This window comes from Chitinimonas violaceus (assembly GCF_052601015.1).
Window position 1 is genome coordinate 14939 of the sequence record NZ_JBQXDJ010000053.1, and the last position, 14544, is coordinate 29482.

General features: G+C 53.7%; 12 protein-coding genes. 9 read left to right on the forward strand and 3 right to left on the reverse strand.

Annotation, left to right across the window (positions count from 1 at the left end):
• Positions 1-194 precede the first annotated feature (194 nt).
• From ACUHMQ_RS15780 to ACUHMQ_RS15790, 3 genes are all read left to right on the forward strand, one after another.
• The gene (locus tag ACUHMQ_RS15780) at positions 195-2498 is read left to right on the forward strand and encodes a penicillin-binding protein 1A (protein ID WP_445296421.1); all 2304 of its coding nucleotides are present in this window, start codon (positions 195-197) and stop codon (positions 2496-2498) included.
• Between the two features lie 89 nt (positions 2499-2587).
• A complete protein-coding gene (locus tag ACUHMQ_RS15785; protein ID WP_445296422.1) occupies positions 2588-3457 on the forward strand; it encodes a substrate-binding periplasmic protein in 870 nt (289 codons plus the stop codon).
• Positions 3458-3567: 110 nt separating this feature from the next.
• Positions 3568-4383, forward strand: a complete 816-nt coding sequence (locus ACUHMQ_RS15790; protein ID WP_445296423.1) for a substrate-binding periplasmic protein — start codon at positions 3568-3570, stop codon at positions 4381-4383.
• 81 nt (positions 4384-4464) lie between these two features.
• On the opposite strand, the gene tyrS is transcribed toward ACUHMQ_RS15790, so the two are convergent.
• Entirely contained in the window at positions 4465-5739 is a 1275-nt protein-coding gene (tyrS, locus tag ACUHMQ_RS15795; RefSeq protein ID WP_445296424.1) for a tyrosine--tRNA ligase, read from the reverse strand.
• Between the two features lie 294 nt (positions 5740-6033).
• Here tyrS and ACUHMQ_RS15800 point away from each other — a divergent pair, with 294 nt between their 5' ends.
• The 4 genes from ACUHMQ_RS15800 (at position 6034) to ACUHMQ_RS15815 (ending at position 9696) form a co-directional block, all read left to right on the forward strand.
• Entirely contained in the window at positions 6034-6297 is a 264-nt protein-coding gene (locus tag ACUHMQ_RS15800; protein ID WP_445296425.1) for a PepSY domain-containing protein, read from the forward strand.
• Between the two features lies 1 nt (position 6298).
• Complete coding sequence (locus tag ACUHMQ_RS15805) at positions 6299-7990, forward strand: phosphoethanolamine transferase (RefSeq protein WP_445296426.1); 1692 nt, start codon at positions 6299-6301, stop codon at positions 7988-7990.
• 145 nt (positions 7991-8135) lie between these two features.
• Complete coding sequence (locus ACUHMQ_RS15810; RefSeq protein ID WP_445296427.1) at positions 8136-8531, forward strand: YkgJ family cysteine cluster protein; 396 nt, start codon at positions 8136-8138, stop codon at positions 8529-8531.
• A 28-nt stretch (positions 8532-8559) separates the two neighbouring features.
• On the forward strand, positions 8560-9696 hold the full coding sequence (locus ACUHMQ_RS15815) for a methyltransferase (RefSeq protein ID WP_445296428.1): 1137 nt from the start codon (positions 8560-8562) through the stop codon (positions 9694-9696).
• Positions 9697-9771: 75 nt separating this feature from the next.
• Here ACUHMQ_RS15815 and ACUHMQ_RS15820 read toward each other — a convergent pair whose 3' ends face one another.
• Both ACUHMQ_RS15820 and ACUHMQ_RS15825 read right to left on the reverse strand, forming a co-directional pair.
• Positions 9772-11070 (reverse strand): MFS transporter, encoded by a 1299-nt coding sequence (locus ACUHMQ_RS15820; RefSeq protein WP_445296429.1) that lies wholly within the window; start codon positions 11068-11070, stop codon positions 9772-9774.
• Between the two features lie 460 nt (positions 11071-11530).
• Positions 11531-12439 (reverse strand): LysR family transcriptional regulator, encoded by a 909-nt coding sequence (locus ACUHMQ_RS15825; protein ID WP_445296430.1) that lies wholly within the window; start codon positions 12437-12439, stop codon positions 11531-11533.
• Positions 12440-12559: 120 nt separating this feature from the next.
• Between ACUHMQ_RS15825 and ACUHMQ_RS15830 the strand changes: the two genes are divergently transcribed.
• Complete coding sequence (locus ACUHMQ_RS15830; protein WP_445296431.1) at positions 12560-13174, forward strand: FMN-dependent NADH-azoreductase; 615 nt, start codon at positions 12560-12562, stop codon at positions 13172-13174.
• Between the two features lie 249 nt (positions 13175-13423).
• Positions 13424-14302: a Kelch repeat-containing protein gene (locus tag ACUHMQ_RS15835; protein WP_445296432.1), complete on the forward strand. Its 879-nt coding sequence runs from the start codon at positions 13424-13426 to the stop codon at positions 14300-14302.
• Positions 14303-14544 lie beyond the last annotated feature (242 nt).

Here is a 14544-nt window from a genome sequence, read left to right on the forward strand (position 1 = left end):
GATGCCGCGGGTTTGCAGTATTGCCCCACTCCGCCCCACCCATGCTGTAGACGATTGTGACGACATCAGACCTTCAACCTCAACCCGAACCAACCCAATCCTCGCGACAGGGAAACCTCTGGCGGCGCTGGCGCAAATGGCTGCTCTGCCTGATCGCTGTCGTCGTTGTAGGGCTGCTTATCGGGAGCTGGTGGTTGCAGCAGGACCTCCCTTCGCTGGATGAGCTCGATAACCTTCAGCCCAAGGTGCCGCTGCGAGTGTACTCGGAAGACGGGGTGTTGATCGGCGAATTCGGCCAGGAGCGCCGCAGTCTGGTGAAGCTGGTGGATACCCCAGCCGACCTCAAGCACGCGGTATTGGCAATTGAAGATGCGCGGTTCTATGAACACGGCGCAGTCGATGTGGTGGGCATATTACGCGCCGGGCTGGCCAACCTGGGCAGTGGCGAACGTGGTCAGGGTGCCAGCACCATCAGCATGCAGCTGGCGCGCGATCTGTTCCTGACCAAAGACAAGACCTTCACCCGCAAGCTGCGCGAAATCATGGTCGCGTACAAGATTGAGGCGGTACGCAGCAAGGACGATATCCTTGAGCTCTATCTGAACCAGATTTATCTCGGCCAACGCGCGTATGGTTTTGCCAGCGCAGCACGGGTGTATTACGGCAAGGAACTGAAAGACGTCACCCTGGCTGAGGCCGCCATGTTGGCAGGCCTACCCAAGGCCCCAGCCACCTTCAACCCGGTAGTCAACCCCAAACGTGCACGCCTACGTCAGACCTATATCCTTAAGCGCATGCAGGAACTGGGGTATATTGACAACAAACAGTATGAAGCTGCCATAGCAGAACCGCTCAAGCTCGCACTCGGCACCAGCGCCACGCCGGCCTCCAAGCCCTATGCAGAGTACGCAGCCGAAATGGTGCGCCAGGAAATGGTGGCGCAGTATGGCGAGGCGGCCTACACCAAGGGCCTTGTTGTCAGCACCACACTGAATTACGCCACCCAGATACTGGCGTGGACAGCGGTGCGCACCAGCCTACTGGAATACGATCGCAAACATGACTACCGTGGGCCAGAGGGTTCCATGGTGCTGCCAGAGGATGAAGACGAGCAGGAAAATGCCATTGAGGCCGCGTTAGAGCGCCACCCTGATGCAGATGCATTGCCCTCAGCCGTCGTGCTGAGCGCCAGTGCCCGGGAGGTACGCGCCATGACAGGCGATGGCGAAACCCACCGTATAAGCGGTGCTGGCCTGCGTTTTGCCGCCCGCAGCTTACGTAACGATGCGCCAGCGGGGCTTCGATTGCGGCCAGGCTCTATCATCCGCTTATCGCTGGCGGATACGAAAAAACCAGAAATCAGCCAGCTGCCCGAAGTACAAGGCAGCCTCGTGGCTTTACGGCCGCAGGATGGTGCAATCAAGGCACTGGTCGGTGGTTTCGACTTTCAGGTCAACCATTTCAACCGGGCTTCACAAGCCATTCGCCAACCGGGTTCGGCTTTCAAGCCCTTTGTTTACTCGGCTGCACTGGAAAAAGGTGTCGGCCCAGCCACCTTGGTCAACGATGCTCCCTTTTCGAGGAAACTCGACCCGAATCGCGATGAAGTCTGGCAACCGAAAAACGACGATGGCGTCTCCTCCGGCCCCATTACCCTGCGCTCAGGCCTAAAAAAGTCCAAGAACCAAGTCGCTGTGCGGGTGCTCGATTTTATCGGTGTACCTTACGCACGAGACTACATCACACGCTTTGGCTTTGAACAAAAGCAAATGCCGCCTTACCTGCCATTGGCCTTGGGTGCAGGCGACAGCACTCCGTTGCAGCTGGCTGGAGGGTATGCGGTGTTCGCCAACGGTGGCTTCAAGGTCACGCCTTATCTGATCCGCGAAGTACGCGATGGCAATGGTAAGCAATTGCGGGCTACGAAAGTCTTACAAGCGGGCATCGATGCGCCCCGTGTATTGAGCGAAGCCAACGCCTTCATCATGCATAGTCTGTTGAAGGGGGTTGCCCAGAATGGCACCGCCTACCAGACCAACCAGCTCGGACGTACCGATATTGGTGGAAAAACAGGCACCACCAACCAGATCCGCGATGCCTGGTTCGCAGGCTACCAGCATGAGTTGGTCGCCATCAGCTGGGTGGGGTTTGATCAACCACGCTCACTGGGCAGTAGCGGTGCAGGCGCACAGTTGGCCTTGCCGCAGTGGATGCGCTTCATGAAACCTGCGCTGAAGGACATCCCGTATTACGAGATGCCCGAGCCATCCGATGTCGTCAAAATCGGGGGTGAGTGGTATTTCCGCAGTGCCCAACCAGGCCAGGGTTTTGTCAGCGGTATCGATATGCAGAACGCTGCGTGGCCAACAACGGAGGAAGCATCGACAGCAGACGCGGATGAATCGGAAGCGGAAGGTGCAACAGCGCCAACCTCTCATGAAGATGACCCCACCGCCTCCAATAGTGCTTCCAATTTTCCTAAACGGCGGGATCGGTAAGGGCACGTAGCGGTGCAATATCAAGCCATAGCAAATTTAGCCACTATTTAGCTGGCATCGCTAACTGCTTGTCCCGGCATGTGCTACACATGAAAGGGTCGGCCTACCGCCACCAACACACTCCTACATTGGGCGGTAAAACCCACCTGAGTGTGCCTATGCGTCTGCTCACCGCTCTGCTGCCAGCTTCTCTGCCCCTCTTGCTTGGTGGCTTCGTATTGATCACTTCTGTTCAGGCAGCCCCGGTTCGTATTTGTTATGAGGATGTCGATCAGCCCCCTTGGACTTATCTCAATGGGCAGGGCATAGCCCTGGACCTGCTGCGTAAAGTGGCTACCGAGCTGAAGGAAGAATTCCAGTTTCAAGTCAAGCCCTGGAAACGGTGCCTGGGGGAAGCGAAGCAGGGGGTTGTCGATGCGGTAATCGGCGCTGTGGAATTGCCAGAACGGCATGTCTATAGCGAATACCCCAAAGATGCCAAAGGTAAGACCGATGCCAATAGCCGGCTATGGCAAGAGAGTTTCAATATCTTCGTGCTGGAACAAAGCAAAGTTGAATGGGACGGGAACGCGTTTCACAACCTGAATGGGCAAGTGGCTGCACAGGCTGGTTATTCAGTAGTGAACTGGTTGAAAGACCAGAATCTGCCCGTTACCAGCGAGAGCAAGAGTGCGGAAGAGGTGCTACGGCTAGTGAACATGGGCATCGCCGAGGCTGGCATTATTCAAGGGCCTATTGCTGTAAAACTCACACAAACCGACCTACGATTCCGTAACAAGATTCGTGTACTACCCCGCCCCTATCGTACCGAGCCGCTATATCTGATTGTCAGCAAGATCAGTTACGCCAAGTCACCCGAACGTTATAACAACATCTGGCGAGCCATTGCGCGGCAACATCAATCTGCCGAATACCGGGCATACGAAGCCAAGATCATGGAAGCTTTCACGAAGCAGTAACCACTATTTGTGCGAGCTTTACAGCACCATGTGCTACACATGGAAGGGTCGAAGGACGATTGCCGACCTTACCCATGCAGGTGGGGAAAAACCTGTCAGAGTGTTATCCTATGCACCTATCCAATATATCCAGCCACCGGGTGTTATTGCGTGCCATCACGCTATCCTGTTTCCTATGGATTGGCACCCTGGTGCAAGCCAACCCCCTTCGCCTTTGCTATGAGGATGTAGACCAGCCACCGTGGACCTTTGGTGATGGGCATGGACTGGCCTTCGACTTATTGCATAAAGTCGAAACCGAACTGAGCGAGCAATTCACGTATTCCGGTAAACCCTGGAAGCGATGTATCGAAGAGGTAAAAGCTGGCATCGTCGATGGCGTGATCGGCGCGGCAGATGTGCCAGAACGGCAAGTTTTTGTTGAATACCCCAGAAGTGCCAATGGCCAGGTAGACCCGGGCAGCATGCTTTGGCGCGATCATTTCTACCTGTTTGCCGCAACCGAGAGCAAGGTCGAGTGGGATGGTGTGCGCTTTCAGAACCTTAACGGCAGCATCGCAACACAGCGCGGCTACTCAGTCATCTACTGGCTGAATAAGCTGGGTATTCCTGTGACAGCAGAAAGTAAAGATGCTGATGAGTTGTTGCGGATCCTGGTTACCAATCTTGCCGGCGCCGTCATCATCCAGGGACCTGTCGCCGTCAAAATGGCTAACAATGACCTGCGTTTCAGAGGCAAGGTTCGAACCTTGGCCAAACCTTTCCGCTCCGAGGCTTTGTACCTGATCATCAATAAGCAGGCCTATGCCAAATCACCTGCTCGCATCAACGCGATTTGGCAGTCAATCGCGAAGAATCGCCAATCTACGGAATACCAGGCAACTGAGGCCAAAGCACTCGATAAATTCATGCATAGTCCGGACTAGAGACCCTCTCCCCTGCGCCATAAAAAGAAAAAGGCGGAACTACATCCGCCTTTTTTCCTTACCAGCCAAGTTACCCATTAATTACTGCCAACTCACCAGACCGTAATTCTTCTTCCCGCGTTTGAGCAGAGTAAAGCGGCCAAACAGCCGTTCTCTATCTACAAATACATGCTCCAGCGTCTCGGCCTTCTCGCCATTGATGCTGACAGCACCGCTTTGGATAAAGGTGCGCGCTTCACTCTTGGACTTCGCCAGGTTGGCTGCCACCAAAGCATCGATCAGGCTCGCAACCGACTTTTCCAGTATCACGCCGGGCATGCCATCCTGGGCAAGCTGTTCGAAGTCCGACTCAGTCAGCGCCGACAGACTGTCGCTGAACAGGCTCTGGCTGATACGCTGCGCAGCCACCACCGCGTCCTGCCCATGCACGATAGCTGTCACCTGCTCAGCCAGAATGCGCTGGGCCTCGGGTTTCTTGCCACTTTGTTTATCTGCTTCTTCGATGGTGGTAATGTCGGCAGGGCTCAGGAAGCTGAAGTAACGCAGGAATTTGTAGACATCTGCGTCGGCCGTATTAAGCCAGAACTGGTAAAAAGCGTATGGCGAGGTTTTCTTGGCATCGAGCCAGATCGTACCGGTCTCGGTCTTCCCGAACTTGGTGCCGTCAGACTTTGTCACCAAAGGCAACGTCAAACCGAATACCTGCTGTTGATTTAGCCGGCGAGTCAGATCGGTCCCGGCAGTGATATTACCCCACTGATCCGACCCGCCAATTTGCAGCTTGCAACCAAAGCGCTTGTTCAGCTCGGTGAAGTCGTAGCCCTGCAAAAGGCTGTAGGAAAATTCGGTAAACGAAATGCCCTGATCGTCCCGGCTGATCCGCTGCTGCACCGATTCCTTCTTGATCATGGCGTTGACCGAGAAATGCTTGCCGATATCGCGCAGGAAATCCAATACGCTCATTGGGCAGAACCAGTCATGGTTATTCGCCATTACCGCAGCGTTTTCACCCTCGAAGCTCAAGAAGGGTGCAACCTGATCACGAATCTTATATACCCAACCCTCGATCACATCCGGGGTATTCAGTTTGCGCTCAGCAGCCTTGAAGCTTGGGTCGCCGATCATGCCGGTAGCGCCGCCAACCAAGGCGATGGGTTTATGGCCAGCCTGCTGAAAACGCCTCAGCACCAGAATGGGCACAAGGCTGCCTATATGCAGGCTGTCCGCGGTAGGGTCAAAACCGCAATAGAGCGTCACCGACTCCTTAGCCAGTAATTCATCGAGCGCTTGCGCATCGGTTGACTGCGCGATCAGACCGCGATCATGCAGATCCTGGATAAGGGGGGAATGAAACATTTGGGAACTCTCCACAAAGCCGGCACACCAATTGCGCACCATGACATATCGAAACGCATGATTTTAGCTTAAGTAGGCCACACAACCCCACAGGACAGACCTTATTTAAAATGGCGCTTTGACCAACTCCTGGCTTACCTTGCCTGAATGGCTTATGAGCCATAGACTCCGGCCGGCAATGAGGCTGTTCAGCGTCTGCTGTGTGAACACTTAAAGACAAATATCACAAAGTTTAAGTCGCCATTAAGCTGCCCAGCTTGCAATAACACCTTCCTCCCAAACCAACACACCACCATGTCTGCGTTCTACCCCCTGCTTGCAGCTGTTCTGACCTCTACCGCCCTGGCTTCGCCAAAGTGCACAATGGTTGCGCCCGAGCACTGGATGCCGCAGACGAAATTCCAGGAAAAGCTGAGGCAGGATGGGTATCAGGTCCGTAAATTCAAAACGACATCCCATTGCTATGCGATCTATGGCCACGATAAAGCAGGCAAAAAAGTGAAAGTGTATTTCAACCCCGTAAATGGTTCGGTCGTAAAGACCAAGGTAGCGCATTGATATGACGGTTGTTTCCTCCGGCTCCCCTGTTATTCAGCCAAATCCTTTGCAGCGCAGGTGGTTTCAACATCGCCCCAGCCTGAGCGTGGAAATGCTAACCGCGCTGGCATGTTTCTTCTTTCTGACTGCCTGCAATACCTTGTTCTGGCAGGCCGCCATGGATGGTCGAGATATCACCAGCCTGGCGTCATGGGGATTCGCTTGCGCTGTTGGTATATCGTTAGGTGCCATTCACCTTGCGATTCTGCTGTTGTTCATGAACCGTTGGACCGTAAAACCCTTGCTGGGCTTACTGTTCGTGGTTACCGGATTCACCACCTATTACATGCAGCGCTACCATGTGTATCTCGATACCAGCATGGTCCGTAACGTGCTGCGTACCGATGTCAAAGAAGCCCGCGACTTGATGACCTGGAGCCTGCTACCCCATTTGCTGGTTTACACCGGGTTACCCTTGCTGGTACTGACACGCGTCACGATCAAAACCCGCCCCTGGCGGCGTACGTTGCTGATACGGGCAGGATGGATTCTTGTCGCATTAGTGATTGCCGTGGGTGCGATGCTGGCAGTATTCCAGGACTTCTCGTCATTGATGCGCAATCAAAAAACAGTTCGCCACCTCATTACCCCGGGTAATTACCTCGTTTCACTGGGCCGGGTATTGGCAAGCGATATGAAAGGTGCAAGCAAGCCGATTCAACCAATAGGCACCGATGCAAAGCTCGCCGCCAGCTGGCAACAGCGCAGCAAGCCGACGGTACTGGTGCTTGTGGTGGGCGAAACCGCCCGCGCCATGAACTGGGGTCTGAATGGCTATAGCCGCCAGACCACGCCGGAATTGGCCAAGCTTGATGTCATCAACTTCCCCAATGTGCAATCGTGTGGCAGCAATACCGAGGTTTCCGTTCCCTGCATGTTCTCACCATTTGGTCGCCGAAATTACGATGAAGACGCCATCAAGCAGCATGAATCCGTACTGCATGTGCTGAACCGTGCCGGCCATAAAGTGCTATGGCGCGATAATCAATCGGGGTGCAAAGGGGTTTGCAATGGTTTGGAAACCGAGAGCACCAGCAACGAAACCGATGCTGCTCTTTGCCAGAATGGCAGCTGCTTGGACGAGATCATGCTCAAAGGCTTGCAGGAACGCATAACCCGCGAGTCTGGCAACATCGTGGTCGTCATGCATCAGCTGGGTAATCATGGTCCTGCGTATTACAAGCGCTATCCGGCTGCGATGCGCCGCTTCACGCCGACCTGCGATACTTCCGATCTCGGTAAATGCTCGGTCGAAGCTGTACGCAACAGCTACGACAATGCGCTCTTGTATACCGACCATTTCCTGGCGGAGACGATCAAGCTACTGGCAAAACAGACCAGCCATGACGCAGCCATGATTTACGTCTCGGACCATGGCGAGTCGCTAGGCGAGAATGGCATCTTCCTGCATGGACTGCCCTACTCCATCGCGCCCAAAGAACAGACTTCCGTCCCGATGGTGATGTGGACCTCTCCAGGCTATGCCAACAGTTTCGGGCTCGACACCCAGTGCATGCAGACGCAACGGACCAGCCCCCTGAGCCACGACAACCTGTTCCATACCATGCTGGGTATGCTGGACGTGAATACCAACATATATGACCGCAACTATGATTTTGTTGCGGCGTGCCGGAGGCCGGCTTTAAGCAAATAAGGCAGGTACCCTTTCTTAATACTGAGTCTGCTCGGTGGCAAGAAAGGGCCGATGCGCTCATTGCAACCAGCACCATTCGCCAGTCAAACAGGTTGAAGATGCGGTGGGTCGATATAATCCGCTCCCGCTTCCCATCCTTGCGACCATGCAAAAACCTTTTATCCATCTGTCCGACCTTGACCGTACCGGTACCTGGATCAAATACCGCAATGGCCTGTGCGACAGCTGTATGGCAACCTGTTGCACCATGCCAGTGGAAGTGAAGCTCGGTGACTTGGTGCGTATGGGTTTGGTCGACGTATTCGAAGTGGAACACATACCCGCCAAGGATATTGCCAAACGCTTGACCAAAGCGAAGATAGTTACCCAGTTCAATTTCAAGCAAAGCATTTTCACACTTGCCCGGCGCGCCAATGGCGATTGCACTTATTTGGATGCCGGTACACGTCGTTGTACGATCTACGACAAGCGTCCCAATACTTGCCGCAATCATCCGCGTATTGGCCCGAGGCCGGATTTCTGCGCCTATCGCACCAAATAAACCCATCTACCCCAATACTTGCCCACCTATGACAGAAGTTGAAGCATCCCTGCTGCATTGGACAGAAACTGGTAAGGCATATAGCGCATTGTGGCGCTCTCAAAGCGGAGCAACCCCGCCCAAACGCGTACGTCTGGCTGACGATACGCTCAAAGCCGATACTGCCTACCGGCTGGCTTGCGAAGGTACTGCATTGCTATGGCAGGGGGACTACCACAACGCACGTCAACTGCTGCAAGCAATGGCGCGGCGTATCGACCGCACACCACGAAAAGCAGGGGCGACGCCGATTGAGTCTTTCCATTTGCATCGGCAGGCGCAAGCCCAGCGTGCACGCACTTTAAGTATGCTGCTTGTACCCTTGGATGCCGATTACTGCATTCCTTTGCGCCGCGCGCCGGAAGTTAGCGCAGCCTGCAAAGCAGTGTACGGCGCTGCCGCACAGAACTCGGTCGTCTCGTTACGGGAACTGCAGGGCTTGATTGGTGCCCATGAGTGGTACAAGAAGGGAGTGGAAGTCCCCGTGCTGGGCGAACGTATCCATCCCCATCATGGGGTGTTCTCGCCATTACGTGGCGAATATGTCGACCTGGTAGCCAGCGCACCGCTACCCTCTCTTGAACTGGGCTTCGATATCGGTACCGGTACAGGTGTATTGTCCGCAGTATTGGCCAAACGTGGCATCAAACACATCATCGCAACTGATCAGGACCCGCGTGCACTGGCGTGTGCCAGCGAAAACCTGCAGCGCCTGGGTTATGCTGGCCAAGTCGAGTTATTACAAACCGACCTCTTCCCGACAGGGCGCGCACCGCTAATTGTCTGTAATCCACCCTGGGTGCCAGCACGGCCTAGTTCGCCAATTGAATACGCCGTTTACGACCCAGAGAACCAGATGTTGCTGGGGTTTCTGAATGGCCTGGCTGCTCACTTAACGCCAAACGGCGAAGGTTGGCTGATACTTTCAGACTTGGCCGAACACCTTGGTCTGCGTACAAGAACATTCCTGCTCGACGCCATAGACAAAGCCGGTTTAAGTGTATTGGAACGGCACGACATCCGCCCCCGCCATCCTCGCGCATCTGACCATACCGATGTTTTGCACCAAGCACGGGCTGCGGAAGTCACATCGCTCTGGCGACTAGGTCTACCGCACAATTCATAAATGAATAAAGGGCCGGAAATACCGGCCCTTTATTTCACGGCGCGCAAAACGCCAAACAAGTAGACGAACTGACTACTAATTAAAAGCTGGCTTTCGTGGCAGGAAACAGGCTGTCACCATACCAACGATGGATACCGCAACAACATAGTACGCCGGCGCAAGCGGTGTCGACTTGGCCAAGAACCCCACCAGAATCGGCGTCAAGCCGCCAAAAATGGCATATGCGACGTTGTAGGAGAATGACAAGCCGGTGAAACGTACCTTGGCTGGAAACGCATGCACCATCACATAAGGTATCGCCCCGGAAATACCCACACTGAAACCCGCCAGTGCGTACAACGGCAGTAGCCATTCCGGGTGTGCGGCAAGATTGGCATACAGCAACCAGCTGCAAAGCCCGAGGAAGAATGCCCCCACGAACATGGTTCGGGCAGCACCAAACCGGTCTGCAATAAAACCCACCAGGATATTACCCAGCACCAGGCAAATCACCGCAGCACTGTTGGCGTTCAAAGTTGTGACTGCATCAAAGCCAAAGCTCTTTTGCAGCATGGATGGCGTCAGCAAAATCATCACCACCAGCGCAGCTGACATCAACCAGGTCAGCAACATTGAATGCAGCACTCCGGTGCGATGTTCCCGTAACACGGTCTTCAATGGCAGTTCGGCCGCCAGGGTCTTCTTCTGCTTCATTTCAGCGAAGACGGGGGTCTCTTCCAGATAGCGCCGCAAAAACATGGAACAAATGCCAAACACACCACCCAACAGGAAAGGAATACGCCAGCCGTAGCTATACAGTTCCTCCTGCGTAAACAGCGTATTGGCAAGCGTAGCGATAAACGAGCCTAGCAGGATGCCAATGGACAATCCTGCAGTCAGCGTGCCGCAGGCAAAACCAATGCGCCTACCGGGCACGTGTTCAGAGACAAACACCCACGCGCCAGGTACCTCTCCCCCCACTGCCGCACCCTGCATGATGCGCAAAGCCAACAACATCAGTGGTGCAGCAAGGCCGATGCTGGCGTATGTGGGCAAAAGACCCATCAGCAAAGTGGGTACCGACATCATCAGAATGCTCAAGGCGAACATCCGCTTACGGCCTAATAGATCACCAAAGTGCGCCATCACAATGCCACCCAAGGGGCGGACCAGATAGCCGGCAGCAAAAATGCCAAACGTCTGCAGTTGACGTAACCAATCCGGAATTTCCGGTGGGAAGAACAGCTGGCCCAGCACTGTAGCGAAGAATACAAAGATGACGAAGTCGTAGAACTCCAATGAACCGCCTAAGGCAGCCAGAGAGAGGGTTTTGTAATCGCTGGCGCCCAAAGGACGCGGCGCTGCAGTAACTGCGGCTATAGCTGCTGTTTGCATGGGGAGCTCTGTGTAGGTGGATACTAGGGACGCGAAGCGTTGCACTCAGGTACCGGCATTGAAATCACCTCGGCTTAAGAGCCTGTTCAAAGTCTGCTGCGCTTTAGCAATTACGGCGTTGAAAACAGCCCCGGAATGCTCGTTTACCACTTGTAAACTCCGCTTCCTCGGCTGTTTCCGCCTTGTCTTGCTCTCGCTCGCGAGACGTTGAACAGGCTCCAAGAGACATTGCAATGCTGACTCATGGCACAACTTAATTTAGTAGTGGATGCCTGTACTTCGCTGAACCTGTCGAGAGTAGCAAAATCCGGTGGAAGCAAAGCCTAGGGACATCCGCAATACAAGACTTGCTCAGGCTGAGTACAACAGGTATTCGAGTAATTTGATAAGGCAAAGCGGTTTTACTGCGCAGCTGTGATTAAGTCTGAACTTCTGCATATACACGACTCGAAACTCTCGCCTACACCATACGCCGGGTATCCCGGCTGAATTCCTGAACAAGAAAATCCACGAATACCCGAGCAGCGGGCAGCAAACCCCGCCTATGTGGATAGACCGCTTGCAGGTTGGCAACCGGCATCGTCCAGTCTGGTAACAATCGAACCAAGGTACCCGCAGCCAGTTCGTCCTGACAATTGGGTATCGGTAACATCGTCACCCCCAGACCACGTAAGGCTGCCAATTTACGGATGCCAAAGTCTTCTATCGCCAGACGCGGCTCCAATGCGACATCTTCAGTACGACCATCCGGGCCAGTCAGCACCCAATGTACTTTGCGATCCGGCTCAATTGCGCCCAATGCGGGTAGCTTTGCCAAATCGGCTGGTTCGCTGATCTTTACCTCAGCGCGCAAGCTGGCGGCCATAACCAGCACGCCCTCCGCAGGCAACAAGCGTCTGGATACAAGAGCCGGGTCCTCATCATTAGGGCTGCGCACCCGAAGCGCCACATCAATGCCTTCCTCCAGCATGTCCACTCGGCGGTTGGTCATGATCACTTCCAGGCGTACTTCCGGATAGGCCGCGAGGAATGCGGGAATCATATCAGCCACGATGTCCTGCAATAGTGACACCGGGCAGGACACCCTTAACCTGCCACGCGGTACAACGCTGAGCATGGCTACTGCTTCATCTGCCGCCTCAGCCGCCTGCAGCATCACTAAACATTGCTGGTAGTAGAGCTCACCTACTTCAGTCAGCGCCAGCTTGCGGGTAGTACGCTGCAGCAGCCGCACACCAAGCCGACTTTCCAACCCAGCAATTCGCCGCGACAACCGTGACTTCGGTATGCCGAGCGCTCTTCCCGCTGCGGCAAAACCTCCAGCATCCACCACCTGCGCGAAATAGTGCAGGTCATTCAGGTCTTGCATCTTGTTGTCCCATTAATAGAACGATCCATTGCATTTTAGCTATCTATTCAATGATTAACACCATGCATAGTATTCAATCCAAGCAAGTCGCCAGCTTGGCGACACGAACCGGAGAACATCATGAAACTCGTCCATATTGATTCCAGCATCCTTGGTGACGCTTCTTCCTCACGCCAACTCACGCTAGATGTCGCCAATGCCTGGCGGGCCAACCAACCCGATGTAGTCATCAGCTATCGTGATCTGGCTGGTGATGCAGTGGGACAACTGACTGGTTTTACCCTTGGCGCCAACGGCACACCTGCAGAATTGCGCAATGCTGCACAGGCCCACGAAGCCGCATTGTCGGAAAGCGTACTTAACGAATTTCTGGCTGCCGATGCCCTAATCATTGGCGCACCGATGTACAACTTCTCCATCCCCAGCCAGTTGAAGGCCTGGATAGACAGAGTCACTGTCGCAGGAAAGACATTCCGTTATGGCGCCAATGGCCCAGAAGGCCTGGTGGGTGGCAAGAAGGTCGTAATCGTCTCCACCGCAGGCGGTATGCATGCCAACCAACCGACTGCAGCTGCGCATGATGATTACTTGAAGTTTGTGTTGGGCTTTGTGGGCATTACTGACATCACTGTGATTCATGCACACGGGTTAAACATGGGGCCTCAAGCACGCGAAGCGGCTTTCATCAGTGCTCGCAAACAGATTGACGCATTGTTTGAGACAGTCAACGCCTAAAGGATTGTTCACCGTTTTACTGTTTCAAGAACTTTCTTAGAACTTGTTTACGATCTGTCACTTGCAGCTGTCAGCAGGGTGCAGAACAGCACAGAAACTGGGATGTACATTGGTACGTGAGGATTTTGAGCTGCACATATGCCCTGGTTACAGCTGTGCAGTAAGCTCGTAAACAGGTTCTTAGATAAGAGGAAAAGACCTGTTCTTTTGGGTTCCAAGTCTAAGATTTTAAAGTAGAGAGTAATGTTTATGCACCAGTCCATTCTGGCTGTGACGCTGTACATCTTCGGGGGAATGACGCCAGGAGACTACCTTGAAAAGAGCGTTGATGTATTCGACTTTGCAACAGGGAAAATTCATAAAACGGCGGACATGCCATCAAAGCGTTATGGTGTTCGTCCAGTCACGGTAGGCTCAAAAATCTATGTGATTGGCGGTCACAATGGTGATGCTTCTCTCGATGAAGTTCTCATCCTTGATACGAAGAAGGACAAATGGTCGGTTGGCCCGTCTACCAATGTCACACGTGATGCTCCTGGAACGATTCTAGTCAACGATAAGATCTATGCCGTTGGCGGTGGTATTGAGTGGGATAAACCCTTGGACACGGTCGAATTCCTTGATCTTAAAAAGAACAAGTGGTTCATGAGTGAGCACAAACTTCATGCAAAACGCTTCGCACCAGGTCTTGTACAGTTAGGCGATTATCTTTACGTCGTGGGCGGTTACGATGGTATTAATGCTTTGTCCTCAGTAGAGAAGATGAGCCTGAAAACAGGTGAGTGGTCTAATGCAACAGCTATGAGCCTTGCCCGTTGGAATATGGCCGTGGCGGTGGTTGACGGAAAGATCTACGCCATTGGGGGCAACGACCTCAAGTCCTCTGAGGTTTACGACCCTGCTACAGATAAGTGGTCGATACTTCCCGACATGAGTCAGATTCGTAAAGGGGCAACGGCGCAAACGTACAAAGGACATATCTACGTTTTCGGTGGCAGCGGCAATGACGGGAAAGCGCTCGATTCGATAGAGACATTTGACTTGAAGAAGAACCAATGGACAATTTTGGCTGAGAAGCTGACCGTTGGACGTGAGCATGCAGGCAGTGCTTTTCTTCCTACGCCATAATGTCTTGCCCTATGTAGAGGTTGCACGTAAAGCCTGCAACTCGGGGAATTACTGAGGGAACAAGCAAAGTTGGCGCATCAAATAACACATCCGTCTTGATTGCCAATTTATCCTTCGGTAATCCCCCCGGAAAATAGGGGTGTGCAGAAGTAGAATTTTCTCGGATAGAGGGAGTTCTACAAAATGAAGAAATCGAGATTTTCGGACAGCCAAATCATCACCGTGCTTAAGGAGGCAGAGGC